The sequence below is a fragment of the Streptomyces sp. NPDC001315 genome (genome assembly GCF_042896175.1).
Classification (GTDB): Bacteria; Actinomycetota; Actinomycetes; order Streptomycetales; family Streptomycetaceae; genus Streptomyces.
The window spans coordinates 968,412-995,148 of record NZ_JBIAWZ010000001.1 but is presented as its reverse complement, the minus strand read 5'-3'; the positions used below and the strand labels follow the sequence as shown (position 1 = coordinate 995,148).

The following is a 26,737-nucleotide window of genomic DNA, read 5'->3' as shown; positions in this document are numbered from 1 at the left end:
GTTTCAGCCCTCCGAAGGGGCGAGGCGCTGGAGCTCCGCCTCGGTCGACTTGAGCAGGTCGTTCCAGGACGTCTCGAACTTGTCGACGCCCTCGTCCTCCAGCAGCTGGACCACGTCGTCGTACGAGATCCCGAGCTTCTCGACCGCGTCGAGTTCGGCGCGGGCCTGCTCGTACGTACCGGCGATCGTGTTGCCGCGGATCTCGCCGTGGTCCTCGGTGGCTTCCAGCGTGGCTTCCGGCATGGTGTTCACCGTGTTCGGCGCCACCAGCTCGACGACGTACAGGGTGTCCTTGTACGCCGGGTCCTTGACGCCGGTCGAGGCCCACAGCGGGCGCTGCTTGTTGGCCTGCGCCTTGTCGAGGGCCAGCCAGCGGTCCGAGGAGAAGACCTCCTCGTACGCCTGGTAGGCGAGCCGGGCGTTGGCGACGCCCGCCTTGCCACGGGCGGCCTTGGCCTCGTCGGTGCCCAGCGCGTCGATCCGCTTGTCGATCTCGGTGTCCACGCGGGACACGAAGAAGGACGCCACGGACTGGATCTTCGACAGGTCCAGGCCGCGCTCCTTGGCCTTCTCCAGGCCGGAGAGGTAGGCGTCCATGACCTCGCGGTAGCGCTCCAGCGAGAAGATCAGTGTGACGTTGACGCTGATGCCGAGACCGATGACCTCGGTGATCGCCGGGAGGCCCGCCTTGGTGGCCGGGATCTTGATGAGCGTGTTGGGACGGTCGACGAGCCAGGCCAGCTGCTTGGCCTCGGCGATGGTCGCCCTGGTGTTGTGCGCCAGGCGCGGGTCCACCTCGATGGAGACCCGGCCGTCCTGACCGCCGGTGGCGTCGAAGACCGGGCGCAGGATGTCGGCGGCGTCGCGGACGTCCGCCGTCGTGATCATGCGAATGGCCTCTTCGACGGTGACCTTGCGGGCGGCGAGGTCGGCGAGCTGCTGCTCGTAACCGTCACCGCTGCTGATCGCCTTCTGGAAGATCGACGGGTTGGTGGTGACACCCACGACGTGCTGCTGGTCGATCAGTTCGGCGAGGTTGCCGGACGTGATCCGCTTGCGCGACAGGTCGTCCAGCCAGATCGCGACGCCTTCGTCGGAGAGGCGCTTCAGTGCGTCTGTCATGGAAAATGCATCTCCTACGTGTCGTATATGAGGGTCAGCGCTGGGCGTCGGCGATGGATTCCCGCGCCTTCGCGGCCACGTTCTCGGCAGTGAAGCCGAACTCGCGGAAGAGGACCTTGCCGTCGGCGGAAGCACCGAAGTGCTCCAGGGAAACGATGCGACCGGCGTCCCCGACGTACTTGTGCCAGGTGAGACCGATACCGGCCTCCACCGCGACACGAGCCTTCACGGACGGCGGCAGGACGCTGTCCCGGTACCCCTGGTCCTGCTCCTCGAACCATTCCACGGACGGCATGGAGACGACGCGCGTCGGCACACCGTCGGCCTGGAGCTGCTCGCGCGCCTCGACGGCGACGTGCACCTCGGAACCGGTGGCGATCAGGATGACCTGGGCGTCGCCGCCCTCGGCCTCGAACAGCACGTAGCCGCCCTTGGCCGCGTCGTCGTTGGGCTCGTACACCGGCACGCCCTGGCGGGTCAGCGCCAGACCGTGCGGGGCGCCCTTGCCGAACACCTTCGTGTAGCGCCTGAGGATCTCGCGCCAGGCGATCGCGGTCTCGTTGGCGTCCGCCGGGCGGACCACGTTCAGGCCCGGGATGGCGCGCAGCGAGGCCAGGTGCTCGACCGGCTGGTGCGTCGGGCCGTCCTCGCCGAGGCCGATGGAGTCGTGCGTCCACACGTACGTCACCGGCAGGTGCATCAGGGCCGACAGGCGTACCGCGTTGCGCATGTAGTCGGAGAACACCAGGAAGGTGCCGCCGTAGATACGGGTGTTGCCGTGCAGCGCGATGCCGTTCATCTCCGCGGCCATGGAGTGCTCGCGGATACCGAAGTGGACCGTTCGGCCGTACGGGTGCGCCTCCGGCAGCGGGTTGTCCGCCGGCAGGAACGAGCTGTCCTTGTCGATCGTCGTGTTGTTCGACCCGGCCAGGTCGGCGGAGCCGCCCCACAACTCGGGGATCACCGCGCCGAGGGACTGGAGCACCTTGCCGGAGGCGGCGCGGGTGGCGACGCCCTTGCCGGGCTCGAAGACCGGGATCTTCTCCTCCCAGCCGGTGGGCAGCTCGCCCGCGGCGACGCGGTCGAACTCGGCGGCGCGCTCCGCGTTGCTGTTGCGCCACTCCTGGAAGGACTTCTCCCACTCCGCCTTGGCCTGACGGCCGCGCTCCAGCGCTCCGCGGGTGTGGCCGATGACCTCGTCGGCGACCTCGAAGGACTTCTCCGGGTCGAAGCCGAGGACGCGCTTGGTGGCCGCGACCTCGTCGTCGCCGAGCGCCGAGCCGTGGGCGGCCTCGGTGTTCTGCGCGTTCGGGGCCGGCCAGGCGATGATCGAGCGCATCGCGATGAAGGACGGCTTGTCCGTCACCTGCTTCGCGGCCTCGATCGCGTTGTAGATGGCATGCGGGTCCAGGTCGCCGTCCGGCTTCGGCGCGATCCGCTGCACGTGCCAGCCGTACGCCTCGTAGCGCTTGACGGTGTCCTCGGAGACGGCCGTCTCGGTGTCGCCCTCGATCGAGATGTGGTTGTCGTCCCACAGCAGGATGAGGTTGCCGAGCTTCTGGTGGCCGGCCAGCGAGGACGCCTCGGCGGAGATGCCCTCCTGGAGGCAGCCGTCACCGGCGATCGCGTAGACGAAGTGGTCGAAGGGGGACTCGCCCTGCGGGGCGTCCGGGTCGAACAGACCGCGCTCGTAGCGGGCGGCCATCGCCATGCCGACCGCGTTCGCCACACCCTGGCCCAGCGGCCCGGTCGTGGTCTCCACACCCTTGGTGTGCCCGTACTCGGGGTGGCCCGGGGTCTTCGAGCCCCAGGTGCGGAAGGACTTCAGGTCGTCCAGCTCCAGGCCGAAGCCGGCCAGGTAGAGCTGCGTGTAGAGGGTCAGGGACGAGTGACCGGCGGACAGCACGAAGCGGTCGCGGCCGACCCACTCGGGGTCGGCGGGGTCATGCCGCATCACCTTCTGGAAGAGGGTGTAGGCGGCAGGCGCCAGGCTCATCGCCGTACCCGGATGGCCGTTTCCGACCTTCTGTACGGCATCGGCGGCCAGGACGCGGGCGGTGTCGACGGCCCGCTGGTCCAACTCGGTCCACTCGAGGTCTGTGGTGGTCGGCTTGGTGCTCACCCTGGGTCAGGGCTCCTCTCCACATGTCGAATACCGGTGTTCTGGGCGTGCGCCCACCGGCTGCCGGTGCACTGGGCGCCCACCGGCCGTTGTCGAGCCTACCCCCGTAAGAACGTGCGTTTTTTCGAGTCATTACAGACTGCCGGGACTCCCGCGGATCCGCCTCTCGACTGGCGCGAATCGCATTTGGCAACTGAATACGGAGCCGCTCATCTGACTGCTCAATCGAGCCTCAGTACGACCGATGAGCAGCCCCTCTCAACACGACCCCACCCCCGCGAAGGCCGAGGTATGGGCAACGTCTACAGTGGCGTGGTACGCGCGAGCCTTTACCCGGACTTCACACGGGGAGGCTTGCTGGGATGTCTCTGTCAGGGGTGTGCGTGACGGCCGTCGAATCCCGTCCAGTGGGGGTGCTCGGGACGAGCCAGAACCCGGGCCACCGGCCGTTCGGGGCCCGTGTCAAGGCGTTCGTGGCGTTGACCAAGCCCCGGATCATCGAGCTGCTGCTGATCACCACCGTTCCGGTGATGTTCTTGGCGCAACAGGGTGTACCGGATCTGAAGCTGGTGCTGCTGACCTGTGTCGGCGGCTATCTCTCCGCGGGCGGCGCCAACGCGCTGAACATGTACATCGACCGGGACATCGACGCGCTGATGGACCGCACCTCGCAGCGTCCGCTGGTCACCGGCATGGTCAGCCCGGCCGAGTGCCTGGTCTTCGGCATCACCCTCGCGGTCGTCTCGACGCTGCTGTTCGGTCTGACCGTCAACTGGCTGTCGGCGTGGCTGTCGCTCGGCGCGCTCCTCTTCTACGTGGTCGTCTACACGATGCTTCTCAAGCGGCGCACGTCGCAGAACATCGTGTGGGGCGGCATCGCCGGCTGCCTCCCGGTCCTGATCGGCTGGTCGTCCGTCACCAACTCCATGTCGTGGGCGCCGGTCATCCTCTTCCTCGTCATGTTCTTCTGGACGCCGCCGCACTACTGGCCGCTGTCCATGAAGGTCAAGGAGGACTACGCGCGCGTGGGCGTGCCGATGCTGCCGGTCGTCGCCTCCAACAAGGTGGTCGCCAAGCAGATCGTCCTCTACAGCTGGGTGATGGTCATCGTCTCGCTGCTGCTCACCCCGCTCGGTTACACCGGCTGGCTGTACACCCTGGTCGCGCTGCTGGCGGGCGGCTTCTGGCTGTGGGAGGCGCACGGCCTGCAGAACCGGGCGAAGGCCGAGGTGACGGGCGCCAAGCTGAAGGAGATGCGGCTGTTCCACTGGTCGATCACCTATGTGTCGCTCCTCTTCGTGGCGGTCGCGGTGGACCCCTTCCTTCGTTAGACACCCCTGACAGTCCTGAGACCCCTGGTTTTCCGTACGGGCGGGGTGCGTGGTCAAGGCCACGCACCCCGCCCGTCGCCGTTTGATCTACTCGTCGGTAGCATCTGGCCATGGCAGAAACGAAGCAGGTTGACGAGGGCACCGACGCCAAGCAGGCCGCGAAGGCCGAGCGCACCGCGGCCAAGCTCGCCAAGCGGATCAGCTCCTTCGCCAAGGAGCACGGCGGGGCCGAGGGGCACGTCGCGTACATCGGGGAGCGCGGTGCCCGCATCGTGCTCGTCGGCGAGGACGGCGGCTGGGGCGACCTGGTGGCGCCCTCCCACGCGGTCGCCGAGAAGGCCGTGGAGAAGTCCGGGATCACCGTCCACGAGGCGTTCGACGGCGAGTTCGCGGCCAAGGTGAAGACCGGGCCGTACGAGTGGAACCGCATGGCGGGAATCCAGGTGGGCGGCCCGGCCAACGGCTGAACAGCCCACCCTGAGCGGCGCGGGCCGGTGACATCATGTCGCTCCGCCGCGTGGGCGCGACCAGCCACAGACGGCCCGCAGCCGCCAAAGAACCCATGGCCCCGCCACCTGACACCTCGTTCACCCGTTAGGCCCCGCAGAACGACGTAGTCAACCCGCGGGGAGCCCGGATGATCGACACGCCGTCCCTCGTGGACCAGTACTGCCACGGCGTACTGAGAACGGAGCTGGGCCTCGGCACCTTCGAGGCCCAGCTGGCCCGCACCGAGGGCCCGCCCGCACCGGGCACCACCCTCTTCGACACGCAGACCGGGTTCGCGGTACGCCGCTGGTGCCCCCCGCTGCTCGGCCTGGAACCGCACTGCACGCCCGCCCGCTATCTCGCCCGGCGTCGTGAACTCGGCGTACTGGAGGCGGGCCGCCGACTGCTGCGCGGCAGCGGCATCACGACGTACCTTGTCGACACCGGGTTGCCCGGCGACCTGACCGGGCCCCTGGAGATGGCGTCCGCCGGTGAGGCGCAGGCGCACGAGATCGTGCGCCTGGAACTCCTGGCCGAGCAGGTCGCCGACACCTCCGGCACCGTCGAGTCCTTCCTCGCCAACCTCGCCGAGGCGGTGCACGGCGCCGCCGCGCAGGCCGTCGCCTTCACCTCGGTCGCGGGGGTCCGGCACGGGCTGGCGCTCGCGCCCGAACCGCCCGGACCGGGAGAGGTACGCGGCGCGGCCGGCCGCTGGCTGGCCGGACGGCGGGTCGGCGGGGAGCTCAGTGACCCGGTGCTGCTGCGCCATCTGCTGTGGATCGCGGTCGCCTCCGGGCTGCCCCTGCAACTGCACGCGGGGCTCGGCGAACCGGGGCTGCGCATCGACCGTACGGACCCGGTGCTGCTCACGGACTTCGTACGGGCGACGGCGGGTCTGGGCACGGACCTCGTCCTGCTGCACGGCTACCCGTACCACCGCCACGCCGCCCACCTCGCCGGCGTCTTCCCGCACGTCTACACGGACTCGGGGGCCGCTCTCGTGCGCACCGGCGCCCGCGCCGCGACCGTCCTCGCGGAGATCCTGGAGCTGGCCCCCTTCGGCAAGATCCTTTTCTCCAGCGGGGCGCAGGGGTTGCCCGAGCTGCACGTGGTGGGGGCACGACTCTTCCGCGAGGCCCTCGGCCGGGTGCTCGGTTCCTGGGTCGCCGAGGGGGCGTGGTCGCTGACGGACGCGCAGCGCGTGGCGGGGATGCTGGCGGCGGGCAACGCCAGACGGGTCTACGGGCTGGAAACGTGACTCACGCGCGCGTGGCGACCGTCGCCTCGGCCGCCAGGCCCGGCAGCTCGGCTTCCGCTGTCTCCGGCCGTTCGCGCAGCGACAGCAGCACGCGCAGTACGGCGATCCACACCAGGCCCGACCCGAGCATGTGCAGCCCGACCAGCGCCTCGGGGAGGTTCGTGAAGTACTGGACGTAGCCGATGACGCCCTGGGCGAGCAGCACCAGGAACAGTTCGCGGGTGCGGTCCAGTGGCCCCTTGGGCGCGTCCACCGCCTTGAGGACGAACCACAGGGCGAACGTCAGCGTCACCACGATCCAGGCCAGTACGGCGTGCAGCTTGCTGATCGTCTCCCAGTCCAGCGGCATCCGCTCGACCTCGCTGGAGTCGCCCGCGTGCGGACCCGAGCCGGTGACCACCGTGCCGACGGCGATCAGCAGCACCGAGGCGGCGACCAGGAACCACACCAGCTGCTGCACCGACTTGCCGACCAGCGGCTTGGGTGGCCCGTCCCCCTCCCGGGTGCGCTGCCACATCACGGTGGCGACCGCGATCAGGGCGGACGAGAGCAGGAAGTGAGCCGCGACCGTGTACGGGTTGAGGCCGACGAGGACCACGACACCGCCGAGGATGGCGTTGCCCATCACGACCCAGAACTGCGCCCAGCCCAGCCGGGTCAGGCTGCGGCGGTACGGCTTCTCGGAACGCGCGGCGATGATCGCCCAGCCGACCGCCGCGCACAGTACGTACGTCAGCATGCGGTTGCCGAACTCGATGGCGCCGTGGAAGCCCATCGCGCTGGTGGCGGTGAGGGAGTCGGCGGTGCACTTGGGCCAGGTCGGGCAGCCGAGGCCGGAGCCCGTCAGGCGCACGGCGCCGCCGGTGACCACGATCACCACCGACATGACGAGCGCGGCGAGAGCCGCCCGCTGGACCGTCCGGGGGCCCGGGGTCCAGCGTTCGGCGATGAAGGCGAGGGGGTTGCGCGCGGCCGCTACGGCGTCGGCGCGGGTCACGTTTGGCACGTGCCCCATCGTAGGCGGCCGCTTGTGCATGCTTTCACGAGGGTCCGCGGTGCGCCGTGCCTCACTCTTGCTCCGGCGCCTACTCCCAGCGGAAGAACCTTCCGGCCGCCGCCAGCCCCACGACCCCCCACACGGCCAGGATCCCCAGGTCGCCCCACGGCATCCCGGACCCGTGCTGGAGCACGTCCCGCAGGCCGTCCGACAGGGCCGAGATGGGCAGCAGCCCGAGCACGTCCTGGGCGCCGGACGGGAACTTCTCCAGCGGGACGATGACCCCGCCGCCGACGAGCAGCAGCAGGAACACCAGGTTGGCGGCGGCCAGGGTGGCCTCGGCCTTGAGGGTCCCGGCCATCAGCAGGCCGAGCCCCGAGAACGCGGCGGTCCCCAGGACCAGGAGGAGCAGTACGGCGAGGGGGTTGCCGTGCGGCGACCAGCCCAGCGCGAAGGCGATCACCGTCACCAGGATCACCTGAAGGACCTCGGTGACCAGCACGGAGGCCGTCTTCGCGGTCATCAGGCCCCAGCGAGGCAGCGGGGAGGACGCCAGGCGCTTCAGCACCCCGTAGCGCCGCTCGAAGCCCGTCGCGATGGCCTGGCCGGTGAACGCCGTCGACATCACGGCGAGGGCGAGGATGCCGGGGGTGAGAAAGTCGACGGCCTCGCCCGCGCCGGTGTCGACGATGTCCACGGAGCTGAAGAGCACGAGCAGCAACGTCGGGATCACGACCGTCAGCAGCAGCTGCTCGCCGTTGCGCAGGAGCATCTTCGTCTCGAGCGCGGCCTGAGCCGCGATCATGCGGGGGAGGGGGGCCGCACCCGGCTTCGGGGTGTACGCACCGGGGATGGTCGTCGTCACGAACGCAGCTCCTTGCCCGTGAGCTCCAGAAAAACGTCTTCGAGGGTGTGCCGCTCCACCGAGATCCGGTCCGGCATCACCCCGTGCTGCGCGCACCAGGAGGTGACGGTGGCCAGCAGTTGGGGGTTCACCTTGCCGACGACCCGGTACGAGCCCGGCGTCAGCTCCGCGGCCGTGCAGTCCGCGGGGAGCGCCTTCAGCAGGGACTTCACGTCCAGGCCCGGCCGGCCCGTGAACCTCAGCGTGTTCTCCGCGCCGCCGCGGCACAGCTCCTCGGGGGAGCCCTGGGCGATGACCCTGCCCGTGTCGATGATCGCGACGTCGTCGGCGAGCTGCTCGGCCTCGTCCATGTAGTGGGTCGTGAGGATCACGGAAACGCCGTCCGTGCGCAGATCCCGGACCAGGTCCCAGGTCGCGCGGCGGGCCTGCGGATCCAGGCCGGCCGTCGGCTCGTCCAGGAACACCAGCTCCGGGCGCCCGACGACGGCCATCGCCAGGGCGAGCCGCTGCTGCTGGCCGCCCGAGAGACGGCGGTACGTCGTACGGCCGCAGCTGCCGAGCCCGAGGCGCTCGATGAGCGCGTCCACGTCCAGGGGGTGCGCGTGCAGCTTCGCCACGTGCCGGAGCATCTCGTCGGCCCGCGCGCCCGAGTAGACACCGCCGGACTGGAGCATCACGCCGATCCGGGGCCGCAGCTCACCGGCCTGTCTCACGGGGTCGAGGCCCAGGACGCGCACCGTGCCCGAGTCCGGCTTCCGGTATCCCTCGCAGGTCTCGACGGTGGTCGTCTTGCCGGCGCCGTTCGGACCGAGCACGGCGGTGACGCCTGCCCCGGCCACCAGGTCGAGGCCGTTCACCGCGGTTTTCGTCCCGTACCGCTTCACCAGGGCCTGGACCTGGACGACAGGCTCACTTCGCATGGATCCAGAGTCTAGGTACGCGCCGGTCGCCTCAGACGGGCGGGTGCGGGATCTCCTCCTCACGGGGCCGGTGCGGTGCCGGCCACCGCTCCGCGTACGCCACCGCGTCCGCCACGGCGAACAGCCGTACGTCGGCCGCGCCCGGCGTGCGCAGCTGCTCGGCGACCGTGCCCCAGGTGACAAGTGGGCCGGTGGGAGGGGGTATGGGCATGGTTCGGGAGTGTTCCGGAAGAGACCTGCAGACGCCATGGTTTGATCGATCAAAGATCGTTTTCCCAGGTCAGCTTAGGTATGCCTAAGTGATGCAGGGCACCGTACGGCCGTGGGGACGTGGCTTGCCTGGCTCTGAGGAATTACGCAACAATGGTGTTGTGAAATACGACGGCGAGGCTCGGGAGACCCCCACGGGGGCCCCGCAGGAGGAGCTCGCGACCGGAGAGCGCTCGACGCGCAACCGGGTCGCGCGATCCATCCTGGACCACGGGCCGTCGACCGTCGCCGAGCTGGCCGGACGGCTCGGGCTCACCCAGGCGGCCGTACGACGGCATCTGGACGCGCTGGTCGCCGACGACGTCGTGGAGCCGCGGGAGCAGCGGGTGTACGGCGCACGCACGCGTGGCCGCCCCGCGAAGGTCTTCGCGCTCACCGACTGCGGCCGGGACGCCTTCGACCAGTCGTACGACGAGCTCGCCGCGGACGCCCTGCGCTGGATCCAGGAGCGGTTCGGCGGGGACGAGGCGGTCGTCGCCTTCGCCCGCGCGAGGATCGCCGAGCAGGCCGCCGCGTACCGTGAGGCGATCGAGGCCGCCGCCCCCGAAGAGCGCACCGAAGCCCTCGCCAAGGCCCTGAGCGTGGACGGGTACGCTGCTACGGCGCGCAGCGCGCCCCTCCCGCAGAAGGGTGAGCAGCTCTGCCAGCACCACTGCCCGGTCGCCCATGTCGCGGAGAAGTTCCCGCAGCTGTGCGAGGCGGAGACCGAGATCTTCTCCCAGCTGCTCGGCACGCACGTGCAGCGGCTGGCGACCATCGCGCACGGCGACGGCGTCTGCACGACGTTCATCCCCAAGATTTCCCATACGCAACTCAATAGCCCTGACGCATCTGCAAGCACGGCCGGGAGGAACCCCGCATGACTCTCCCCACGGAGACTGCTCACCCCGAACTCGAGGGTCTGGGCAAGTACGAATACGGCTGGGCCGACTCCGACACGGCCGGCGCCTCTGCGAAGCGCGGCATCAACGAGGACGTCGTCCGCGACATCTCCGAGAAGAAGAGCGAGCCGGAGTGGATGACCAAGCTCCGCCTCAAGGGCCTGCGCCTCTTCGAGAAGAAGCCGATGCCGAACTGGGGATCGGACCTGTCGGGGATCGACTTCGACAACATCAAGTACTTCGTTCGCTCCACGGAGAAGCAGGCGGAGTCCTGGGAGGACCTGCCCGAGGACATCAAGAACACGTACGACAAGCTCGGCATCCCGGAGGCGGAGAAGCAGCGCCTCGTCGCCGGTGTCGCGGCTCAGTACGAGTCCGAGGTCGTCTACCACCAGATCCGCGAGGACCTGGAGGAGCAGGGCGTCATCTTCCTGGACACCGACACCGCGCTGAAGGAGCACCCGGAGCTCTTCAAGGAGTACTTCGGGACCGTCATCCCGGTCGGTGACAACAAGTTCGCCTCGCTGAACACCGCCGTGTGGTCGGGTGGCTCCTTCATCTACGTGCCGCCGGGCGTGCACGTGGAGATCCCGCTCCAGGCCTACTTCCGCATCAACACGGAGAACATGGGCCAGTTCGAGCGGACCCTGATCATCGTCGACGAGGGTGCCTACGTGCACTACGTCGAGGGTTGTACGGCCCCGATCTACAAGTCGGACTCGCTGCACAGCGCCGTGGTCGAGATCATCGTCAAGAAGAACGCCCGCTGCCGCTACACGACCATCCAGAACTGGTCGAACAACGTCTACAACCTGGTCACCAAGCGCGCCGTGGCGTACGAGGGCGCGACCATGGAGTGGATCGACGGCAACATCGGCTCCAAGGTGACGATGAAGTACCCGGCCGTCTACCTGATGGGCGAGCACGCCAAGGGCGAGACCCTCTCCATCGCCTTCGCGGGCGAGGGCCAGCACCAGGACGCCGGCTCCAAGATGGTCCACATGGCGCCGAACACCTCCTCCAACATCGTCTCGAAGTCCGTGGCGCGTGGTGGCGGTCGTACGTCCTACCGTGGTCTCGTCGAGATCGGCGAGGGCGCCGCCGGATCCAAGTCGAACGTGCTGTGCGACGCGCTGCTCGTCGACACCATCTCCCGCTCCGACACCTACCCCTACGTGGACGTCCGCGAGGACGACGTGTCCATGGGTCACGAGGCGACCGTCTCCAAGGTCTCCGAGGACCAGCTCTTCTACCTGATGAGCCGCGGTCTGAGCGAGTTCGAGGCGATGGCGATGATCGTGCGCGGCTTCGTCGAGCCGATCGCCAAGGAACTGCCCATGGAGTACGCCCTCGAGCTCAACCGGCTGATCGAGCTCCAGATGGAAGGCGCGGTCGGCTAAGCACCGCCCGCCGTCCCGTCAAGCCACTCACGTAAGAAAGCGAGCAGACCGACAGCCATGGCTGAGGCTCAGAACTTCCCGGTGGGATCCACCACCGCCGGCCAGATCGCGGTGGCCGCCGAGTCGACCGTCGCCACGCGCATGAGCGCGCCCCCCTCCTTCGACGTGGCGGACTTCCCGGTCCCCCACGGCCGTGAGGAGGAGTGGCGGTTCACCCCGCTGGAGCGCCTGCGCGGGCTGCACGACGGCACCGCGGTCGCCACCGGCGACGGCGTGAAGGTCGACGTCCAGGCCCCCGAGGGCGTCACGGTCGAGACCGTCGGCCGTGACGACGCCCGGATCGGCAAGGCCGGCACCCCGGTGGACCGCGTCGCCGCGCAGGCATTCTCGGCGTTCGAGAAGGCCGGTGTCGTCACCGTCCCCAAGGAGGCGGTGCTCACCGAGCCGATCCGTATCGCCGTGCACGGCGAGGGCGGCGTCGCCTACGGCCATCAGGTCGTCGAGCTGGGAGCCTTCGCCGAGGCCGTCGTCGTCATCGACCACACCGGTGACGCGGTGCTCGCCGCCAACGTCGACTTCGTCCTGGGCGACGGCGCCAAGCTGACCGTCGTCTCGGTCCAGGACTGGGACGACAAGGCCGTGCACGTCGGCCAGCACAACGCGCTGATCGGCCGCGACGCGACCTTCAAGTCGTTCGTGGTCACCTTCGGTGGCGACCTCGTACGCCTCCACCCGCGTGTCCAGTACGCCGGCACCGGTGGCGAGGCCGAGCTCTTCGGTCTGTACTTCACGGACGCCGGTCAGCACCAGGAGCACCGTCTCCTCGTCGACCACAACACCCCGCACTGCAAGTCGAACGTCGCCTACAAGGGCGCGCTCCAGGGCGACAACGCCCACGCGGTGTGGATCGGCGACGTCCTCATCGAGGCCAAGGCCGAGGGCACGGACACGTACGAGATGAACCGCAACCTGGTTCTGACCGACGGCGCCCGCGTCGACTCCGTGCCGAACCTGGAGATCGAGACCGGCGAGATCGTCGGCGCGGGGCACGCGAGTGCGACCGGCCGCTTCGACGACGAGCAGCTCTTCTACCTGATGGCCCGTGGCATCCCCGCCGAGGAGGCCCGTCGTCTGGTGGTCCGCGGCTTCTTCGCCGAGCTGGTCCAGCAGATCGGCGTCGACGACATCGAAGAGCGGCTCCTCGTGAAGATCGACGAGGAGCTGGAGGCGTCGGTCTGATGACGACCACCTTCGTACGCGCCTGTGGGCTGAGCGAGCTGGAGGAGGACACCCCGAAGCGGGTGGAACTCGACGGCACGCCGGTCTCGGTCGTGAAGACCGAAGGGGAGGTGTTCGCGATCCACGACATCTGCTCGCACGCGAACGTCTCGCTCTCCGAGGGCGAGGTGGAGGACTGCCAGATCGAGTGCTGGCTGCACGGCTCCAGCTTCGACCTCCGCACCGGCAAGCCGTCCGGCCTTCCCGCGACGCGCCCCGTCCCCGTATACCCCGTAAAGATCGAAGGGGACGACGTGCTCGTCTCCCTCACCCAGGAGTCCTGAGGCACCCATGGCAACGCTTGAAATCCGAGACCTGCACGTCACCGTCGAGGCCGACAACGCCACGAAGGAGATCCTCAAGGGCGTCGACCTCACCGTGAAGCAGGGCGAGACGCACGCCATCATGGGCCCCAACGGCTCCGGCAAGTCGACCCTCGCCTACTCGCTCGCGGGTCACCCGAAGTACACGATCACCGGCGGCACCGTCACCCTCGACGGCGAGGACGTCCTGGCGATGTCCGTCGACGAGCGCGCCCGCGCGGGCCTGTTCCTGGCGATGCAGTACCCGGTCGAGGTCCCCGGCGTCTCGGTCTCCAACTTCCTGCGCACCTCCGCCACGGCGATCCGCGGCGAGGCCCCCAAGCTGCGCACCTGGGTGAAGGAGGTCAAGGAGGCCATGGAGCGCCTCAACATGGACCCGTCCTTCGCCGAGCGCAACGTCAACGAGGGCTTCTCCGGCGGCGAGAAGAAGCGCCACGAGATCCTCCAGCTGGAGCTGCTCAAGCCGAAGGTCGCGATCCTCGACGAGACCGACTCCGGCCTGGACGTCGATGCCCTGCGCATCGTCTCCGAGGGCGTCAACCGCGTCCGCGAGACCGGCGAGGTCGGCACCCTGCTGATCACGCACTACACGCGCATCCTGCGCTACATCAAGCCCGACTACGTCCACGTCTTCTCCGCAGGTCGCATTGTCGAGTCCGGCGGCGCCGAACTCGCCGACAAGCTGGAGGACGAGGGCTACGAGGCGTACACGAAGGGTGGCGCATCCGCGTGACACAGCTGCCGGGCCTCCTCGACACAGAGGCGATCCGCAAGGACTTCCCCATCCTGGACCGCCAGGTCCACGACGGCCGGAAGCTCGTGTACCTGGACAACGCCGCGACCTCGCAGAAGCCGCGCCAGGTACTCGACGCCCTGAACGAGTACTACGAGCGCTACAACGCCAACGTCCACCGCGGTGTGCATGTGCTCGCCGAGGAGGCCACGGCGCTGTACGAGGGCGCGCGCGACAAGGTCGCCGCGTTCATCAACGCGCCGAGCCGCGACGAGGTGATCTTCACCAAGAACGCCTCCGAGTCGCTCAACCTCGTGGCGAACATGCTGGGCTGGGCCGACGAGCCCTACCGCGTGGACCATGACACCGAGATCGTCATCACGGAGATGGAGCACCACTCCAACATCGTGCCGTGGCAGCTGCTGGCGCAGCGCACGGGCGCGAAGCTGAAGTGGTTCGGCCTCACCGACGACGGCCGCCTCGACCTGTCCAACATCGACGAGATCATCACGGAGAAGACGAAGATCGTCTCCTTCGTGCTGGTGTCGAACATCCTGGGCACGGTCAACCCGGTCGAGGCGATAGTGCGCCGCGCGCAGGAGGTCGGTGCGCTGGTCTGCATCGACGCCTCGCAGGCCGCGCCGCACATGCCGCTGGACGTACAGGCCCTCCAGGCCGACTTCGTGGCCTTCACCGGCCACAAGATGTGTGGCCCGACGGGTATCGGCGTCCTCTGGGGCCGCCAGGAGCTCCTGGAGGACCTGCCGCCCTTCCTCGGTGGCGGCGAGATGATCGAGACGGTGTCGATGCACTCGTCGACGTACGCTCCCGCTCCGCACAAGTTCGAGGCGGGCACCCCGCCGATCGCGCAGGCGGTCGGTCTGGGCGCGGCGATCGACTACCTGTCCGCGATCGGCATGGACAAGATCCTCGCCCATGAGCACGCGCTCACCGAGTACGCGGTGAAGCGGCTGACCGAGGTCCCCGACCTGCGGATCATCGGCCCGACGACGGCCGAGGAGCGGGGCGCGGCGATCTCCTTCACGCTCGGCGACATCCACCCGCACGACGTGGGCCAGGTCCTCGACGAGCAGGGCATCGCGGTCCGGGTGGGGCACCACTGCGCCCGCCCCGTGTGCCTGCGTTACGGAATTCCTGCGACCACACGAGCGTCGTTCTACCTGTACTCCACGCCGGCCGAGATCGATGCTCTGGTCGACGGCCTGGAGCACGTACGGAACTTCTTCGGCTGAGGGGCGTGCTGCAAAGGTGAAGCTGGACTCCATGTACCAGGAAGTCATCCTGGACCACTACAAGCACCCGCACGGGCGCGGTCTCCGGGATGGCGACGCCGAGGTGCACCATGTGAACCCGACGTGCGGTGACGAGATCACGCTGCGCGTGAAGTACGACGGCTCGACGATCGAGGACGTCTCGTACGAGGGCCAGGGCTGCTCCATCAGCCAGGCCTCGGCCTCCGTGCTGAACGACCTCCTCGTCGGCAAGGAGCTGGCCGAGGCGCAGAAGATCCAGGAGACCTTCCTGGAGCTGATGCAGTCCAAGGGCCGGATCGAGCCGGACGACGCGATGGAGGAGGTGCTGGAGGACGCGGTCGCGTTCGCCGGTGTCTCCAAGTACCCGGCCCGGGTGAAGTGCGCTCTCCTCAGCTGGATGGCGTGGAAGGACGCGACGGCCCAGGCCCTGGGCGGAGCCGACGCCGAAAGGAAGACGGCATGAGCGAGACCGTTGAGATGAAGCCCGCCTCCGAGGAGGAACTCCGCGAGGCGCTGTACGACGTCGTCGACCCCGAACTGGGTATCGACGTCGTCAACCTCGGCCTGATCTACGGCATCCACATCGACGACGCGAACATCGCGACGATCGACATGACGCTGACCTCGGCGGCCTGCCCGCTGACGGACGTGATCGAGGACCAGGCCAAGTCGGCCACGGACGGCCTCGTGAGCGAACTCCGCATCAACTGGGTGTGGATGCCGCCGTGGGGCCCCGACAAGATCACGGACGATGGGCGCGAGCAGCTTCGGGCACTGGGCTTCAACGTCTGAGTTCGTGCCGTCCGAGTCCGTGCCCGCGGACATGTGACGGACATGCAGTGGCCCCCGGCGACAGCCGGGGGCCACTGTCGTTCCCGGCCTCAGCTCAGGCCGTCCACCAGTCGGAACGTCGAGTCGGCGCGGTACAGGTCGGTGTTCTGGTACGGGTCCAGGCGGAGCTGGAAGTTCTTGTGGCGCAGAAAGCGGCCGGGGTAGTTGACCGACTCCAGCAGGACCGCGCCGGAGGCGGAAGCGGACGGGCGGGGACAGAAGGTGGCGTCCTGTTCGAAGAGGGTCGAGTCGTCGTTGCTCTCGGCGCGGAGGACGAATTCGCGGTGGCGGAGATAGGTGCCGTCGGCCGTGGTGAAGGAGTAGCAGGAGGCGTCGGCCAGGCCCTTGACCCGTGTGAAGGTGGCGTCCCGGCGGGCCGAGGCCGAGGTGACGGTGTCGAGCTTCACCAGGCCACCGCTCACGTGCCAGTAGCGGTCGGGGTAGTTGACGGAACGGACGGATGTCCAGGCCGTCGACGGCTTGGGCGTGGACGGCGAACCGCCGCCGGAGCCCGCGGACTTGGTCGGCTCGGCGGAGGCCGTGGCGCTCGCGTCGCCGGACGTGGCACTGGGCGTGGGTGTCGTGGTTGTCGCCGTCGGCGACGGGTCGCCCGACCTGCCGGGTGTCCTGGCGCCGGGCGTGGACGGCGTGGCGAAGGAGATGAGGCCGGGCAGCGTCGCCTCGGGCCCCGGCGAGGTGCTCCGGGTCCAGGGTGACGCCTCGTCAGATCCCTTCCTGGTGACGGTTATCGCGGTGACGCAGGCTGCGATGGTCGATATCGCGAGAACGCCGGCCAGCCACAGGCGGCGCGTTCCCGGAGCCCGGGTGGTGTCCGGGGCCCAGCCGTTCTCCCACGGTTGCTGCTGAGGGGGCTGGGGCTTGTCTTCTGGCATGCGCGGTTCCTCCGGCGACGCACCAGGGTGACGGCTGCGGCCGTGATGGTGGGGGGTGTGAGTGGTGAAAGAGTAGTGGAGGTGCGGGGCTCCGGACACCTGTTTCGGTGAGCGGTTTCCATGGGAGAGCAGTGACTTGCGGGTGGAGACCCGGTTCCACGAACTGTGCGCGGCCCGCCTGCGCCCTGCTGTTATGTACGCTCGTACACATGGGATACCTGACGCTCGCCGGCGCCATAGCGGCCGAGGTGGCCGCGACGACCGCCATGAAGTACAGCGGCGGCTTCAGCAGGCTGTGGCCCTCGCTGCTGACGGCCCTCGGCTACGTCGTCGCCTTCGCGCTGCTCGCGCAGACACTGAAGACCGTCTCGGTCGGTACGGCGTACGCGATCTGGGCCGGGGCGGGCACCGCGACGATCGCCGTCATCGGACTCGTGCTGTTCGGCGAGGCGTTGACCCTCGCCAAGGTCGCCGGCATCGTCCTGATCGTCGGCGGAGTGATGGTGCTCAACCTCGGAGGCGCGCGCTGATGCCCCGCCGCTACGACCCCGAGCGACGGCAACGGATCATCGACGCGGCGATCCGGGTGGTGGGGGAGAAGGGCCTGGCCGGGCTGAGTCACCGTTCGGCCGCGGCCGAGGCGGACGTCCCGCTCGGCTCGACGACGTACCACTTCAAGACCCTCGACGAGCTGATGGTCGCCGCGCTGCGGCAGGCGAACGAGGGCTTCGCCAAGGTGGTTGCCACGCACGGCGACCTGGCCGATCCGCGTGCCGACCTGGCCGCCGAGCTGGCCGCGCTGCTGGGCGAGTGGCTGGCCGGGGACCGTACCGGCGTCGAGCTGGAGTACGAGCTCTACCTGGCCGCCCTGCGCCGCCCCGCTCTGCGGCCGGTCGCCGCCGAGTGGGCCGACGGCCTTGCCGCACTGCTCGCGTCCCGCACGGACGCCGTGACGGCGCGGGCCCTGGTCGCGCTGATGGACGGGATCTGCCTTCAGGTGCTGCTGACCGACTCGCCGTACGACGAGGAGTACGCCAGAGAAGCGCTGGGGCGGGTCATTCCCTCGGGGGCGGCGCGCCCGGACGTCAATCTCCCGGAGTCGGCGCGCCCGGACGTCACTCCCCCGGGGGCGGCGCGCCCAGACGCCTGACCGTCGCCAGCGCCGCCGCCACGCTCCCCACGACATCCGCGACCGGGTACTGCACGTCCCGGACGACCCGGTCCCGGTCGACGACCAGGGTGAGCCGCTTCAGACGGCTCGTGCCCGCCGCGCGGAAGGTCGGCAGGCGCAACGCGGTGATCAGGGACAGCTCTGCGTCGGACAACAGCGGGAAACGCAGCCGCTCCTTGTCCGCGAACGCCCGCTGCTCGTCGGGGCGTTGGGTGGAGACGCCGTGCACGGTGGCGCCGGCCGCGGTGAACTCGTCGAGCCGGTCGCGATAGGTGCAGGACTCGAGGGTGCAGCCGGGGGTGCCGGGGATGTCGGTCCAGCCCGGCGGGTAGGCGTCGGGGCGGGCGTAGGCGCCGGGGAAGCAGTACAGGACGGTGTACGGGGCGTCCGCGGCGACCGGGTCGCGCGGCTCGCCCTGATGGTCGAGAAGCCGGAGCTCGGGAATCCGGGTGCCGAGCAGTTCGTGGACCCGCTGGGCCTCCCGTGACGCCTCCGCCGCCGTGGCCGTCGTCGTCCCGTCGCCCAGGACCCAGGCGTCCCCCCAGTCCTGGAGGGCGACGAGGACGGGCAGCAGGGCGTGGCCGCGCGGGGTGAGGCGGTACTCGTGGCGTACGGGACGGTCCTGGTACGGCACCCGGGTCAGTACGTCCGCCTCGACCAGGAGGCGCAGCCGCTCGGTCAACACCTTGCGGGACAGCCCGAGTTCGCGCTGCAGGTCGTCGAAGCGGTGCACTCCGCGCGCGGTGTCGCGCACGATCAGCAGGGTCCACCAGTCGCCGACGACGTCCAGGGCCTGGGCGATGGCGCAGGTGGCGTCCTCCAGGCTCGTTCTGCGGGCCATGGCTCCCGTCCCTTCGTGCGCCCGGTCGGCGTCGTTGACCCGAGGCTGCCATGCTGGCACAGTAAGTTCCCAAAAGGAACTGACTGGGTGGTGGGTCGGCTCGGGGAGGACGGGGACGGATGCGAGGGCTGCGGGACATTCCGCGCACGGTGTGGCTGCTGGCCGGCGGCACGTTCGCCAACATGGTCGTCAGCGTCGGCTTCGCCTACCTCTTCCTCTATCTGACCGGCCCGCGCGGGCTGGGCGCCGGCGAGGCGGGCCTGCTCAGCGGCGCCGGGGGCGTCGGCCTGGTTGCCGGCAACTTCACCGGCGGCTGGTTCGGGGACCGGTTCGGGCACCGGCGTGTGCTGCTCGCGGCCGCGGTGGGCTCGGGGGTGCTGCTGGCCGCGGTACCCGTGCTGCCGACCCCTGCCCTGTACCTGGCACTCCCGGTCGCCCAGTACGCGTCCGGAGTGCAGCGCGCCGCCAACTCCGCGCTCGTCGCGGTGATCGTGCCCGAGGGGACGCGGCGGCAGGCGTTCGCGGTGGTACGGGCCGCGTCCAACGGGGGCTTCACCGTCGGGCCCGTGCTGGGCGCACTGGTCGCCACCCGGTTTTCCTACGACTGGCTCTACGTCGCCGAAGGGCTCGGCAGTGTCGGGCTCGCCTGCTGGACGGCCCGGGTGGTCCCGGCCCGCGGGGCGGTGAAACGGGCGGCGGGGCCGGACCACGGGGAGGGCGGGGTGTGGTCGGCGTTGTGGGCCCGGCCGGCGGTACTGGTGGTGCTGCCGGCGATCCTCGTCGTCGACGTCGTTTACCGGCAGCAGTACTCGACCTTCCCCGTCTACCTCGCCGACCACGGCCTCGACGCCCGCGTGTACGGGTTCCTGCTGGCGATCAACGGCGGGGTCCTGCTGTGCCTCGAACTGCCCGTGGCGCTCGCGCTGCGCCGCCGGTCGCCGCTGCACATCGTGGGCGGCGGGCTGCTGCTGGTCGGCGCGGGCTACGCGGTGCTGCCGGCCGGGGCCGGCCTCGGCACGGCCGTCGTGATGATGACCCTCCTCACGCTCGGCGAACTCCTCTACAAGACCACCGCCACCGCCTACGTCGCCGACCAGGCTCCGGAGCATGTCCAGGGCCGTTTCCAGTCGCTGTACGCCGGGGTGTCCATCAGTGGAGTGGTCCTGGCGGCACCGCTCGGGGGCACTCTGTACGAGGCGGCACCGGGGGCGCTGTGGCCGCTGTGCGCGGGGCTGGGTCTGGTTGCCGGGGGCGCGGTGCTGGGGGCGGGTCGGCTGCGGCGTGGGGTGGGGGAGGCGGTGGTGGTGCGGGCTGCGGAGCAACGTGTGTGACAGGGGCGCGGGGCATGGGTTGCCCGCAGCCCGGACCGCCCCCGTCCCCGGCACGCACCGCCGCGACGGTTCCTCGGGACGCCCCCGCCCGCCACCTGAGACGGCCCCCGGTTGGTTGGCCTCCGTGGCCCCTGGCCGGTTAGGTTTCCCTCATGACCGACACGACTGCTCCTCGTACCACCGGCGCCGTGGCCGCCGGGCTTGCCACCGTCGCCGCCGACGGCACCGTTCTCGACACCTGGTTCCCCGCGCCCGAGCTGTCCGCCGATCCGGGTCCCGCCGGCACCGAGCGGCTCGACGCCGAGCGCACCCGCGAGCTGCTCGGTGAGCACGGCGTCGCCGCCCTCGGCAAGGACGAGGTGCGGGACGTGGAGATCGTCGCGGTCCGTACGGTCATCTCCTCGCTGGACGACAAGCCGCTCGACACGCACGACGTCTATCTGCGTCTGCACCTGCTCTCGCACCGTATGGTCAAGCCGAACGAGCAGAACCTGGACGGCATCTTCGGCTTCCTCGCCAACGTCGCCTGGACCTCCGTCGGCCCGGTCGCCGTGGACACCCTGGAGACCGTGCGGCTCGCCGCCCGCGCGCGTGGCCTGCACCTCAGCGTCTTCGGTGTGGACAAGTTCCCGCGGATGACGGACTACGTGGCCCCGGCCGGTGTCCGGATCGCCGACGCCGACCGAGTCCGCCTCGGCGCCCATCTCGCGGCCGGCACCACCGTCATGCACGAGGGCTTCGTGAACTTCAACGCCGGCACCCTGGGCACCTCCATGGTCGAGGGCCGCATCTCCCAGGGCGTCGTCGTCGGTGACGGCTCGGACATCGGCGGCGGCGCCTCCACCATGGGCACCCTCTCCGGCGGCGGCAAGCAGCGCGTCGCCATCGGTGAGCGCTCCCTGGTCGGCGCGGAGGCCGGCGTCGGCATCGCCCTCGGCGACGACTGCGTGGTCGAGGCGGGCCTGTACCTCACCGCCGGCACCCGCGTCACCCTGCCCGACGGCACGATCGTCAAGGCCCGCGAGCTGTCCGGCGCCTCCAACATCCTCTTCCGCCGCAACTCGGTCACCGGCGCGGTCGAGGGCCGCCCGAACAACGCGGAGTGGGGCGGTCTGAACGAGGTCCTGCACAGCCACAACTGATCACTGGCGGCGGTGACCTGCGGCCGCCCCACCGATCACGCTTTGACCTGCTGCTTAGCTGTCGGCGGTTGTCGACGTCGGTCACCATCGAGCGCCCTTCCACGGCCCCAGGACGGCCCGGGAGGGCGCTCGCGCGTTGAGGGAGAGATCCTGCTTCCCTTGCGGGCGTTTCGCTTCCGGGCGGCTGGCCAGGCGCTTAGAAGGCGCCTGGCGGCACGAGTAGTACACCCCTTGTTGACCTGCTTCTCTTGCCGAGCCCGGCGCCTGGTCGACTGACCTTCGACTCGCATTCGACAAGCCCTGGCAGGGCTTTGTCCAGGGGGGCATACTTCCAGCCCCCCACCTTGTGCGTTACAACGCTCTTTCTGGAGGGATACGCCCCACCATGGCACTCTTTGTCCCCGTATTTCTGCTGCTCTGGTACTGGCTCTGGTACGGCCTGCTGCCGCTGCGATGGCAGAACCCCACCCTCGCCGGCCCCGATTCCGCATGGCAGCACGCGTGCCGTTCGGACGCATAGCTCGCCCTCGGCGATACCGAGACGCGCCGCGATCTCCGTCGGAGCCGCACCTTGGCGTCGGTCCGGCTCTCCCAGTAGCCCTGTCTGCCGACGGCCTTCAAACCGCTTCGTCCCGAAGCAACTTGGGCAGGTGCTCCACCTTGGGCCAGGGCGCTTCTCACCTGTGGCGACCGTCCATGAGCGTCCGTGGGTGTCCGCCGCTGTGCGCGGGCGTTGTCACGCAGTAAGACACTCACCGACTATGCGGTGGTGTCGTAGGGCACGACTCGGTTACCCGCATGACTCACATCAGCGCGGCTCGACAGGGGCGCGTCGGCGAAGGCGTATCGAAGGAATCTCCGGACAACCCCGTCTCCGTAGACACAGTGTCTGCGGCCGTCGAAAGCAACCGCCGCCGGCGGTGACGGCAAACCTGCCCGGTTTGTGGGTCCCCGAGGGGGCGAATAGCCTAGTCGCAGGGGGTCGGTTCGATCAGAGGGGCCGCCCATGAGTAAGTACCGAAACCGCGCCTGGCGTGCGACGGGAGTCATCACCGCACTCGCCACGGCCGCCGCGATCGGCTTCGTCGCCCCGGCTCAAGCTCAGTCCACCGCGCAACTTCACGCGTACGTCAGTGACGGCTGGGGTGGCGGAACCATCACCAGCAGCCCCACCGGGATAAACTGCCACACTTTGGCATGGGATCCGTACGGCGGTGACCCGGCACCTAACCCGACCGGCACCTGCACTGCGAGCTTCACAATCGGGACGACGGTCCACTTCAGCGCTACAGCTGACGCGGGTTCATACGTCAACATCCCCCCCGACCCAAATCCCGTGACCATACGGGCTGGCTACAACTACACGGGGGTTGTGTTCTGCCCGAACGACGGCCTCTGTTCCGCAGGCTAGTCGCCCGTTGCAGTTCGGTGTCCGGCCGCGCTACCCCTCCACCTGAAGTGTCTTGGGTGATGGCTCCCTTCACCGTGATTCCGTGCTGTTCCCCGCCCGATCTGGTGCGGTTGTGGTGCGGCTTCTGGTCCGCCTGTGCCCCACCCGTTGCTACCGCAGCCGGTCAACCAGCCCTCCGGGACATCGAGACATCAGCTTGGGACGCTGCGGGCATTTGAGGGCGGTTGGGGTGCGGACCTGGGCGGACGTTCGGCCCGTGCTCCTCCTGGGGTCGGCCGCTTTCACCGTGGTTCCCCGCTGCTCCTCGCTCGTTCTGGTGCGGTAGTGGTGCAGCGCTGCGGCGACCAGGGGGTGATCAGCCGCGCACGTGCCATTCATCGAGGCGGATCTTCACCTGACGGTCGTGGTCCGCGTGCCAGATCACCTCGCCGGCGACGGTGGCGCCCAAGGCAGGCAGTTCCATGCGGTGAGGCATGGCGGTGATCTCGGCAAGGCCGACTGCATTCGGCATGCCATCGAGGAGGAGGAAGACACCGAACGGCTGTCGGCCGATGACCCGTCCGCTGACGTGAGATCCAAGGGGTAGTGCGGAGACTGTTGCTGGCCAGCTCTGGTCTATGGCATCCGAGGCCGGTATCAGGGAGCGGTCCGGCCAACTGAACTCGGGCATTGGCCAATCATGGTCAGGGCGGCGAGCGTTGTCGACAGGAGGTCGCAACGCCTCACCGCCCGGTCGCGCGAGACCAACACGCTTTCCAAGTCTGTTGGTCCTGTCCAGAGTCCTATTCGGGCTGGTGCACTTGCGTTCGCGTGCGGATGATCGGGGGTTGGCTTCTCGCTTCCGGCCCCTCCCGAACGCTCCTGACTGTCGCTGAATGAGACGGAAACTGAGACGGTGCTCCCATGAGCGAGACACCAGACCCCGGTAACCCGAACGGCATCCAGGTGGGCGACATCTACGAAGACTGCTCGTTCCATCCGGTGCTATGCACTGCGGTTGATGAGGTGGCGGGGATCGTACTCAGCGGCGTCTCCCTCATCGACGGCAGCTCTCCCCGCTCCTGCGATGCCCTGCACTGCGGGCCCATCCGCATCCGTGTTGAGGACGTCATGACCATCAAGCAGGACTTGGAGGGCTACGCCCGTCGGCGGAAGGAAGAGCTACGGGTCAGGGACAACATCTGATCCGTAGCTCTATGTAGATCGGTCATCGACGGTCGTATCGGACGTGCATCGGTCTGGTGCGGCTGCCAAAGCGGGGGACTGGTCGTTGCGGTTGCTGTACTTCGCTGCTGTACAGCCGAATCCCAAAGGCCGTCAGGAACCAGATTGTGTGCGAGATCCACAGCCATGGTGGACGATCGCGTCTGAAGAAGGCCGCTCCCGATGCTGCTCCGTCCGAGAGCGGTGACTGTCCGCCAGCCCGGTCTTCTAACCTGTTCGCGTGATCGACTACGACGACTCCGGACGCCCAGCCGTCCAGGTGGGGGACCCCGGTCCCGTCCACGTACTGCTGTCGGAGCCGACACGCCCGTTCGAAGATGAACCAACGCTCGACTTCCTCATCAGGGCCTGCGGGCCCTGGGGAAGTGTTGAGACCTCGGTGCAGACCTGGGACGGCGACGGCCTCGACACCTTCCTCGCCTCGCTTGCCGAAGGCTTCCGGGGGTGGGCAGGCGCACGTACCTGGCACTCCCTCTGCTACGACCTGACCCTCTCAGCGGAGCACCGTGGTAGCCACGTCCAACTGACCTGGGGCATCCACGATCGGGCGCCCTCCGAGGAATGGCACTTCGAGACCACCACGGCTCACGCGGCAGGCGAGGACATGCGCACCCTCGCCGCCGACATCCACACGTTCATTGCGCGCATCGCTAAGTAGCCGAAAGAATCCCAAGTCGGTGCACACCGTCCTTGAAGTGCGACGAGCACCCGCAACGGCTACCGGCTTGAATCTGTGGCCTCATCCTTATCAGGTCGATCACGGTCCGCCTGGACGTTGAGGTGCCCTGGCTCGGCTGGGGTGTGATGACTGCTGGGGACCGCTCCGGTCCGTCCTGGTTCGCCGCTGTTGGTGTCATTCGTTGATGTCAGACATCAGCCGGTGACTTGACACTCGCTCGGATCGGCTACGACTGCCACCCCTGCGGCAAGCATCCTCGCGACTACAAGCTCTCCCAGCTCTTCATCGCAGATGACCTCGGCCATCGGCGGATCACCCTTGAGGATCGGCAGATAGCCGGCACCGCCCCTGTACACCTTCGTCCGGTGTCGTTGATGTCAGCTGTGGATGTCAGAAGCCTTCTGATCCGTAGCTGAGAATGGATCGGTCGTGCCCTTGACCTGCCGTGGTGGTGCATGTCGCGGATGCTGGTCCAGGGCGGGGGAGCCCGTAGATGGCCGCGACTTACCAACCGGTCGGGCACGCATCGGGCACGCGTTCAGCTGTACGGATTGACGCAGTCCAGGCCATGATCCTATTGTCCGCCTTGCGCGTGGTTGCAGCCGACGGCAATGAAAGCCGACCGGAATCTGAGTAATGCCGAAATCTGAGTAAGTGAGGGTAGTCGTGGGGGTGCTGCTCTCGTACTTGCTCCTCTTCCTTATTGAATGCGGCTTGATGGCGCTGCAGATTGTCGGCGCGTTCCTGCTCATGTTGAGTGCCGCTCTGTTTGTCCGGCGCTTCGCTGTTGCGCGAATGCGTCGACCCGATGGCCACTTCCCGAAAGCGACGCCAGTGGCGCCATATGTGCTTGGCGGCATCGGTGTTTGCTTGCTGGTTCCTGCTTCGGTAGCGCTCTTCATCGGGAAGGAGTCGGGCATTTTTGATACCTGGGCGATATAGGCCGAAACCGTTGTGGTCTGCGGGGGCGTCGTCGGCCTGCCGAGGCTGGTAGCGGTGGGCTGCGGGCGCGGTGGTTGCGTTGCTGCACCTTGCTGCTGTACATCGCCAGTTCGGAAGATCGCGTATGCGGATCCGGGCTGAGCTGGCGAGTCGGTGACCTGCGGGATCTCGGGCCGCTCGCCGCTGTCGCAAGCGCGCCTGAGCGCCCTTCCGCCCTGGGGGCGGGAGGGCGCTTTCGTCACCCCGGCAGTCCCTCCGCGAACTCCGCCAGCGCCGCGAAGTCGTCCTCCCGCAGCCCGAGCCGCGGACTGACGTGGTGCAGCAGCGCGGGGCCGGGATGGCGGGCGGCCACATACGCGTCGTCGGCGGGGCTCTGCTCGTCGTCCACCCAGGCGAAGGGCCGGCCCTCGGCGTATGCCACGATCGCCTCGGTTTTCCAGTGCACGCCGTCGGACCGCTGGGCGAACAGATGGGTGCCGAAGTCGACATACGGCAGTGCGGGCAGCCCCACGACCGGTGCGATCCAGCGGTTCGCCGCGTCCATCCACGTCGTGGCCCAGCACAGCTCGAACGGCAGGCCGAGAAGCGCAGGCCCGTGGTCGGGGTTCAGCCAGACCCGCAGTGGCCTGCCCGGGTGCAGGGCGACCCTGATCGTCGTATAGCCCTCGGGCCGCTGCTCCGGCTGCGCGGCGTACGGATTGAGGGGGCCGTCGACGTCGAGGAAGAGCAGGGGGCGGCTCATCCGGCCACCGTACGGCAACGGGTCCGGGAGGCACCGGGGATTTTCCTGCCGGGGACAGGCATAGCGGAGACCAGGCACTCGCGTCACATGGGACACAGAGGCTGGGCGCCGGGTCCGTCCCGGGAAGAGAAGGTGGATGCGAACCGTCGGCGGGTTTCCGGGAGTTCGTGGACAGCGGGTCGTCTGCGTTGCCGAAGACCGCCGTGCTGCTCAGGGCGGCGACCGGCACGCGGGCGAGGACCTGGGCGGCAGCGGGACCCTGTCTTC

At 68.9% G+C, this 26,737-nt stretch carries 28 protein-coding genes and 2 pseudogenes; 19 read left to right on the top strand and 11 right to left on the bottom strand.

Features of this window, described 5'->3' with window-relative positions:
• Positions 1–3: 3 nt before the first annotated feature.
• A complete protein-coding gene (tal, locus tag ACFY16_RS04395; RefSeq protein ID WP_390645549.1) occupies positions 4–1,122 on the bottom strand; it encodes a transaldolase in 1,119 nt (372 codons plus the stop codon).
• 34 nt (positions 1,123–1,156) lie between these two features.
• Positions 1,157–3,244: a transketolase gene (gene tkt, locus ACFY16_RS04390; RefSeq protein ID WP_390645548.1), complete on the bottom strand. Its 2,088-nt coding sequence runs from the start codon at positions 3,242–3,244 to the stop codon at positions 1,157–1,159.
• Positions 3,245–3,621: 377 nt separating this feature from the next.
• Between tkt and ACFY16_RS04385 the strand changes: the two genes are divergently transcribed.
• The 3 genes from ACFY16_RS04385 to ACFY16_RS04375 all read left to right on the top strand — a co-directional run bounded on the left by ACFY16_RS04385 (position 3,622) and on the right by ACFY16_RS04375 (position 6,322).
• The gene (locus ACFY16_RS04385) at positions 3,622–4,575 is read left to right on the top strand and encodes a heme o synthase (protein ID WP_390646091.1); all 954 of its coding nucleotides are present in this window, start codon (positions 3,622–3,624) and stop codon (positions 4,573–4,575) included.
• A gap of 110 nt (positions 4,576–4,685) precedes the next feature.
• Positions 4,686–5,042 carry a hypothetical protein gene (locus tag ACFY16_RS04380; protein ID WP_390645547.1) on the top strand — a complete coding sequence of 119 codons (357 nt, stop codon included), beginning with the start codon at positions 4,686–4,688 and terminating at the stop codon, positions 5,040–5,042.
• A 170-nt stretch (positions 5,043–5,212) separates the two neighbouring features.
• Entirely contained in the window at positions 5,213–6,322 is a 1,110-nt protein-coding gene (locus ACFY16_RS04375; RefSeq protein ID WP_390645546.1) for an amidohydrolase family protein, read from the top strand.
• A 1-nt stretch (position 6,323) separates the two neighbouring features.
• Here the strand turns inward: ACFY16_RS04375 and ACFY16_RS04370 are convergent, their stop codons facing one another.
• The 4 genes and pseudogenes from ACFY16_RS04370 to ACFY16_RS04355 all read right to left on the bottom strand — a co-directional run.
• Positions 6,324–7,337: a heme A synthase gene (locus ACFY16_RS04370; protein ID WP_390645545.1), complete on the bottom strand. Its 1,014-nt coding sequence runs from the start codon at positions 7,335–7,337 to the stop codon at positions 6,324–6,326.
• Between the two features lie 70 nt (positions 7,338–7,407).
• On the bottom strand, positions 7,408–8,124 hold the full coding sequence (locus ACFY16_RS04365; protein WP_390646090.1) for an ABC transporter permease: 717 nt from the start codon (positions 8,122–8,124) through the stop codon (positions 7,408–7,410).
• A 56-nt stretch (positions 8,125–8,180) separates the two neighbouring features.
• Positions 8,181–9,104: an ABC transporter ATP-binding protein gene (locus ACFY16_RS04360; protein WP_390645544.1), complete on the bottom strand. Its 924-nt coding sequence runs from the start codon at positions 9,102–9,104 to the stop codon at positions 8,181–8,183.
• Positions 9,105–9,135: 31 nt separating this feature from the next.
• Positions 9,136–9,246 (bottom strand): annotated as a pseudogene (locus ACFY16_RS04355) (aminoglycoside N(3)-acetyltransferase); the annotation flags it as partial.
• A gap of 229 nt (positions 9,247–9,475) precedes the next feature.
• On the opposite strand from ACFY16_RS04355, the gene ACFY16_RS04350 reads away from it, so the two are divergent.
• From ACFY16_RS04350 to ACFY16_RS04315, 8 genes are read left to right on the top strand one after another with little or no spacing between them, the layout of a single operon-like run.
• A complete protein-coding gene (locus tag ACFY16_RS04350) occupies positions 9,476–10,237 on the top strand; it encodes a helix-turn-helix transcriptional regulator (RefSeq protein ID WP_390645543.1) in 762 nt (253 codons plus the stop codon).
• Positions 10,234–11,655 (top strand): Fe-S cluster assembly protein SufB, encoded by a 1,422-nt coding sequence (gene sufB / locus ACFY16_RS04345; protein ID WP_390645542.1) that lies wholly within the window; start codon positions 10,234–10,236, stop codon positions 11,653–11,655. Before ACFY16_RS04350 ends, sufB begins: the two co-directional genes overlap by 4 nt.
• A gap of 57 nt (positions 11,656–11,712) precedes the next feature.
• The gene (gene sufD / locus ACFY16_RS04340; protein WP_390645541.1) at positions 11,713–12,894 is read left to right on the top strand and encodes a Fe-S cluster assembly protein SufD; all 1,182 of its coding nucleotides are present in this window, start codon (positions 11,713–11,715) and stop codon (positions 12,892–12,894) included.
• Positions 12,894–13,217 (top strand): non-heme iron oxygenase ferredoxin subunit, encoded by a 324-nt coding sequence (locus ACFY16_RS04335; RefSeq protein ID WP_390645540.1) that lies wholly within the window; start codon positions 12,894–12,896, stop codon positions 13,215–13,217. Before sufD ends, ACFY16_RS04335 begins: the two co-directional genes overlap by 1 nt.
• A 7-nt stretch (positions 13,218–13,224) precedes the next feature.
• Positions 13,225–13,989 (top strand): Fe-S cluster assembly ATPase SufC, encoded by a 765-nt coding sequence (gene sufC, locus ACFY16_RS04330; protein WP_390645539.1) that lies wholly within the window; start codon positions 13,225–13,227, stop codon positions 13,987–13,989.
• Positions 13,986–15,242, top strand: a complete 1,257-nt coding sequence (locus ACFY16_RS04325) for a cysteine desulfurase (RefSeq protein WP_390645538.1) — start codon at positions 13,986–13,988, stop codon at positions 15,240–15,242. Before sufC ends, ACFY16_RS04325 begins: the two co-directional genes overlap by 4 nt.
• Before the next feature lie 16 nt (positions 15,243–15,258).
• On the top strand, positions 15,259–15,726 hold the full coding sequence (gene sufU / locus ACFY16_RS04320) for a Fe-S cluster assembly sulfur transfer protein SufU (RefSeq protein ID WP_390645537.1): 468 nt from the start codon (positions 15,259–15,261) through the stop codon (positions 15,724–15,726).
• Positions 15,723–16,055 (top strand): metal-sulfur cluster assembly factor, encoded by a 333-nt coding sequence (locus ACFY16_RS04315; RefSeq protein WP_094214784.1) that lies wholly within the window; start codon positions 15,723–15,725, stop codon positions 16,053–16,055. The genes sufU and ACFY16_RS04315 overlap by 4 nt, the downstream gene beginning before the upstream one ends.
• An 89-nt stretch (positions 16,056–16,144) precedes the next feature.
• On the opposite strand, the gene ACFY16_RS04310 is transcribed toward ACFY16_RS04315, so the two are convergent.
• The gene (locus ACFY16_RS04310) at positions 16,145–16,987 is read right to left on the bottom strand and encodes an AbfB domain-containing protein (RefSeq protein WP_390645536.1); all 843 of its coding nucleotides are present in this window, start codon (positions 16,985–16,987) and stop codon (positions 16,145–16,147) included.
• A gap of 209 nt (positions 16,988–17,196) precedes the next feature.
• On the opposite strand from ACFY16_RS04310, the gene ACFY16_RS04305 reads away from it, so the two are divergent.
• Positions 17,197–17,517 carry a DMT family transporter gene (locus ACFY16_RS04305; protein ID WP_390645535.1) on the top strand — a complete coding sequence of 107 codons (321 nt, stop codon included), beginning with the start codon at positions 17,197–17,199 and terminating at the stop codon, positions 17,515–17,517.
• Positions 17,517–18,137, top strand: a complete 621-nt coding sequence (locus tag ACFY16_RS04300) for a TetR/AcrR family transcriptional regulator (RefSeq protein WP_390645534.1) — start codon at positions 17,517–17,519, stop codon at positions 18,135–18,137. The genes ACFY16_RS04305 and ACFY16_RS04300 overlap by 1 nt, the downstream gene beginning before the upstream one ends.
• Here the strand turns inward: ACFY16_RS04300 and ACFY16_RS04295 are convergent.
• The gene (locus ACFY16_RS04295; RefSeq protein WP_390645533.1) at positions 18,103–18,999 is read right to left on the bottom strand and encodes a winged helix-turn-helix transcriptional regulator; all 897 of its coding nucleotides are present in this window, start codon (positions 18,997–18,999) and stop codon (positions 18,103–18,105) included. The two genes, ACFY16_RS04300 and ACFY16_RS04295, sit on opposite strands and share 35 nt — an antisense overlap.
• A 119-nt stretch (positions 19,000–19,118) precedes the next feature.
• Between ACFY16_RS04295 and ACFY16_RS04290 the strand changes: the two genes are divergently transcribed.
• From ACFY16_RS04290 to ACFY16_RS04280, 3 genes are all read left to right on the top strand, one after another.
• The gene (locus ACFY16_RS04290) at positions 19,119–20,330 is read left to right on the top strand and encodes an MFS transporter (protein ID WP_390645532.1); all 1,212 of its coding nucleotides are present in this window, start codon (positions 19,119–19,121) and stop codon (positions 20,328–20,330) included.
• 152 nt (positions 20,331–20,482) lie between these two features.
• Entirely contained in the window at positions 20,483–21,472 is a 990-nt protein-coding gene (gene dapD, locus ACFY16_RS04285) for a 2,3,4,5-tetrahydropyridine-2,6-dicarboxylate N-succinyltransferase (RefSeq protein ID WP_390645531.1), read from the top strand.
• A gap of 385 nt (positions 21,473–21,857) precedes the next feature.
• Positions 21,858–21,992, top strand: coding sequence for a hypothetical protein (locus tag ACFY16_RS04280; RefSeq protein ID WP_390646116.1), 135 nt, complete (start codon positions 21,858–21,860; stop codon positions 21,990–21,992).
• On the opposite strand, the pseudogene ACFY16_RS04275 reads toward ACFY16_RS04280, so the two are convergent.
• Positions 21,975–22,153, bottom strand: a pseudogene (locus ACFY16_RS04275) (GntR family transcriptional regulator); the annotation flags it as partial. The gene ACFY16_RS04280 and the pseudogene ACFY16_RS04275 sit on opposite strands and share 18 nt — an antisense overlap.
• 1,085 nt (positions 22,154–23,238) lie before the next feature.
• A complete protein-coding gene (locus ACFY16_RS04270) occupies positions 23,239–23,553 on the bottom strand; it encodes a hypothetical protein (protein WP_390645530.1) in 315 nt (104 codons plus the stop codon).
• 233 nt (positions 23,554–23,786) lie between these two features.
• Here ACFY16_RS04270 and ACFY16_RS04265 point away from each other — a divergent pair, with 233 nt between their 5' ends.
• The 3 genes from ACFY16_RS04265 to ACFY16_RS04255 all read left to right on the top strand — a co-directional run bounded on the left by ACFY16_RS04265 (position 23,787) and on the right by ACFY16_RS04255 (position 25,728).
• Positions 23,787–24,068: a hypothetical protein gene (locus tag ACFY16_RS04265; protein WP_390645529.1), complete on the top strand. Its 282-nt coding sequence runs from the start codon at positions 23,787–23,789 to the stop codon at positions 24,066–24,068.
• A gap of 259 nt (positions 24,069–24,327) precedes the next feature.
• Entirely contained in the window at positions 24,328–24,765 is a 438-nt protein-coding gene (locus tag ACFY16_RS04260) for a DUF6228 family protein (protein WP_390645528.1), read from the top strand.
• A gap of 687 nt (positions 24,766–25,452) precedes the next feature.
• Positions 25,453–25,728: a hypothetical protein gene (locus tag ACFY16_RS04255; RefSeq protein WP_390645527.1), complete on the top strand. Its 276-nt coding sequence runs from the start codon at positions 25,453–25,455 to the stop codon at positions 25,726–25,728.
• Between the two features lie 238 nt (positions 25,729–25,966).
• Here the strand turns inward: ACFY16_RS04255 and ACFY16_RS04250 are convergent, their stop codons facing one another.
• Complete coding sequence (locus ACFY16_RS04250) at positions 25,967–26,470, bottom strand: hypothetical protein (RefSeq protein ID WP_390645526.1); 504 nt, start codon at positions 26,468–26,470, stop codon at positions 25,967–25,969.
• Positions 26,471–26,737 lie beyond the last annotated feature (267 nt).

Bases quoted from the DNA above. Each gene is read 5' to 3' on its own strand.
- sufC (WP_390645539.1), top strand. From the start codon at position 13,225: ATGGCAACGCTTGAAATCCGAGACCTGCACGTCACCGTCGAGGCCGAC.
- sufB (WP_390645542.1), top strand. From the start codon at position 10,234: ATGACTCTCCCCACGGAGACTGCTCACCCCGAACTCGAGGGTCTGGGC.
- ACFY16_RS04280 (WP_390646116.1), top strand. From the start codon at position 21,858: ATGGCACTCTTTGTCCCCGTATTTCTGCTGCTCTGGTACTGGCTCTGG.
- ACFY16_RS04290 (WP_390645532.1), top strand. From the start codon at position 19,119: ATGCGAGGGCTGCGGGACATTCCGCGCACGGTGTGGCTGCTGGCCGGC.
- ACFY16_RS04365 (WP_390646090.1), bottom strand. From the start codon at position 8,124: ATGATCGCGGCTCAGGCCGCGCTCGAGACGAAGATGCTCCTGCGCAAC.
- ACFY16_RS04380 (WP_390645547.1), top strand. From the start codon at position 4,686: ATGGCAGAAACGAAGCAGGTTGACGAGGGCACCGACGCCAAGCAGGCC.
- ACFY16_RS04300 (WP_390645534.1), top strand. From the start codon at position 17,517: ATGCCCCGCCGCTACGACCCCGAGCGACGGCAACGGATCATCGACGCG.
- ACFY16_RS04305 (WP_390645535.1), top strand. From the start codon at position 17,197: ATGGGATACCTGACGCTCGCCGGCGCCATAGCGGCCGAGGTGGCCGCG.
- ACFY16_RS04250 (WP_390645526.1), bottom strand. From the start codon at position 26,470: ATGAGCCGCCCCCTGCTCTTCCTCGACGTCGACGGCCCCCTCAATCCG.
- ACFY16_RS04270 (WP_390645530.1), bottom strand. From the start codon at position 23,553: ATGCCCGAGTTCAGTTGGCCGGACCGCTCCCTGATACCGGCCTCGGAT.
- ACFY16_RS04375 (WP_390645546.1), top strand. From the start codon at position 5,213: ATGATCGACACGCCGTCCCTCGTGGACCAGTACTGCCACGGCGTACTG.
- ACFY16_RS04360 (WP_390645544.1), bottom strand. From the start codon at position 9,104: ATGCGAAGTGAGCCTGTCGTCCAGGTCCAGGCCCTGGTGAAGCGGTAC.
- ACFY16_RS04295 (WP_390645533.1), bottom strand. From the start codon at position 18,999: ATGGCCCGCAGAACGAGCCTGGAGGACGCCACCTGCGCCATCGCCCAG.
- sufD (WP_390645541.1), top strand. From the start codon at position 11,713: ATGGCTGAGGCTCAGAACTTCCCGGTGGGATCCACCACCGCCGGCCAG.
- ACFY16_RS04315 (WP_094214784.1), top strand. From the start codon at position 15,723: ATGAGCGAGACCGTTGAGATGAAGCCCGCCTCCGAGGAGGAACTCCGC.
- ACFY16_RS04370 (WP_390645545.1), bottom strand. From the start codon at position 7,337: ATGGGGCACGTGCCAAACGTGACCCGCGCCGACGCCGTAGCGGCCGCG.
- dapD (WP_390645531.1), top strand. From the start codon at position 20,483: ATGACCGACACGACTGCTCCTCGTACCACCGGCGCCGTGGCCGCCGGG.
- ACFY16_RS04335 (WP_390645540.1), top strand. From the start codon at position 12,894: ATGACGACCACCTTCGTACGCGCCTGTGGGCTGAGCGAGCTGGAGGAG.
- ACFY16_RS04265 (WP_390645529.1), top strand. From the start codon at position 23,787: ATGAGCGAGACACCAGACCCCGGTAACCCGAACGGCATCCAGGTGGGC.
- tal (WP_390645549.1), bottom strand. From the start codon at position 1,122: ATGACAGACGCACTGAAGCGCCTCTCCGACGAAGGCGTCGCGATCTGG.
- ACFY16_RS04310 (WP_390645536.1), bottom strand. From the start codon at position 16,987: ATGCCAGAAGACAAGCCCCAGCCCCCTCAGCAGCAACCGTGGGAGAAC.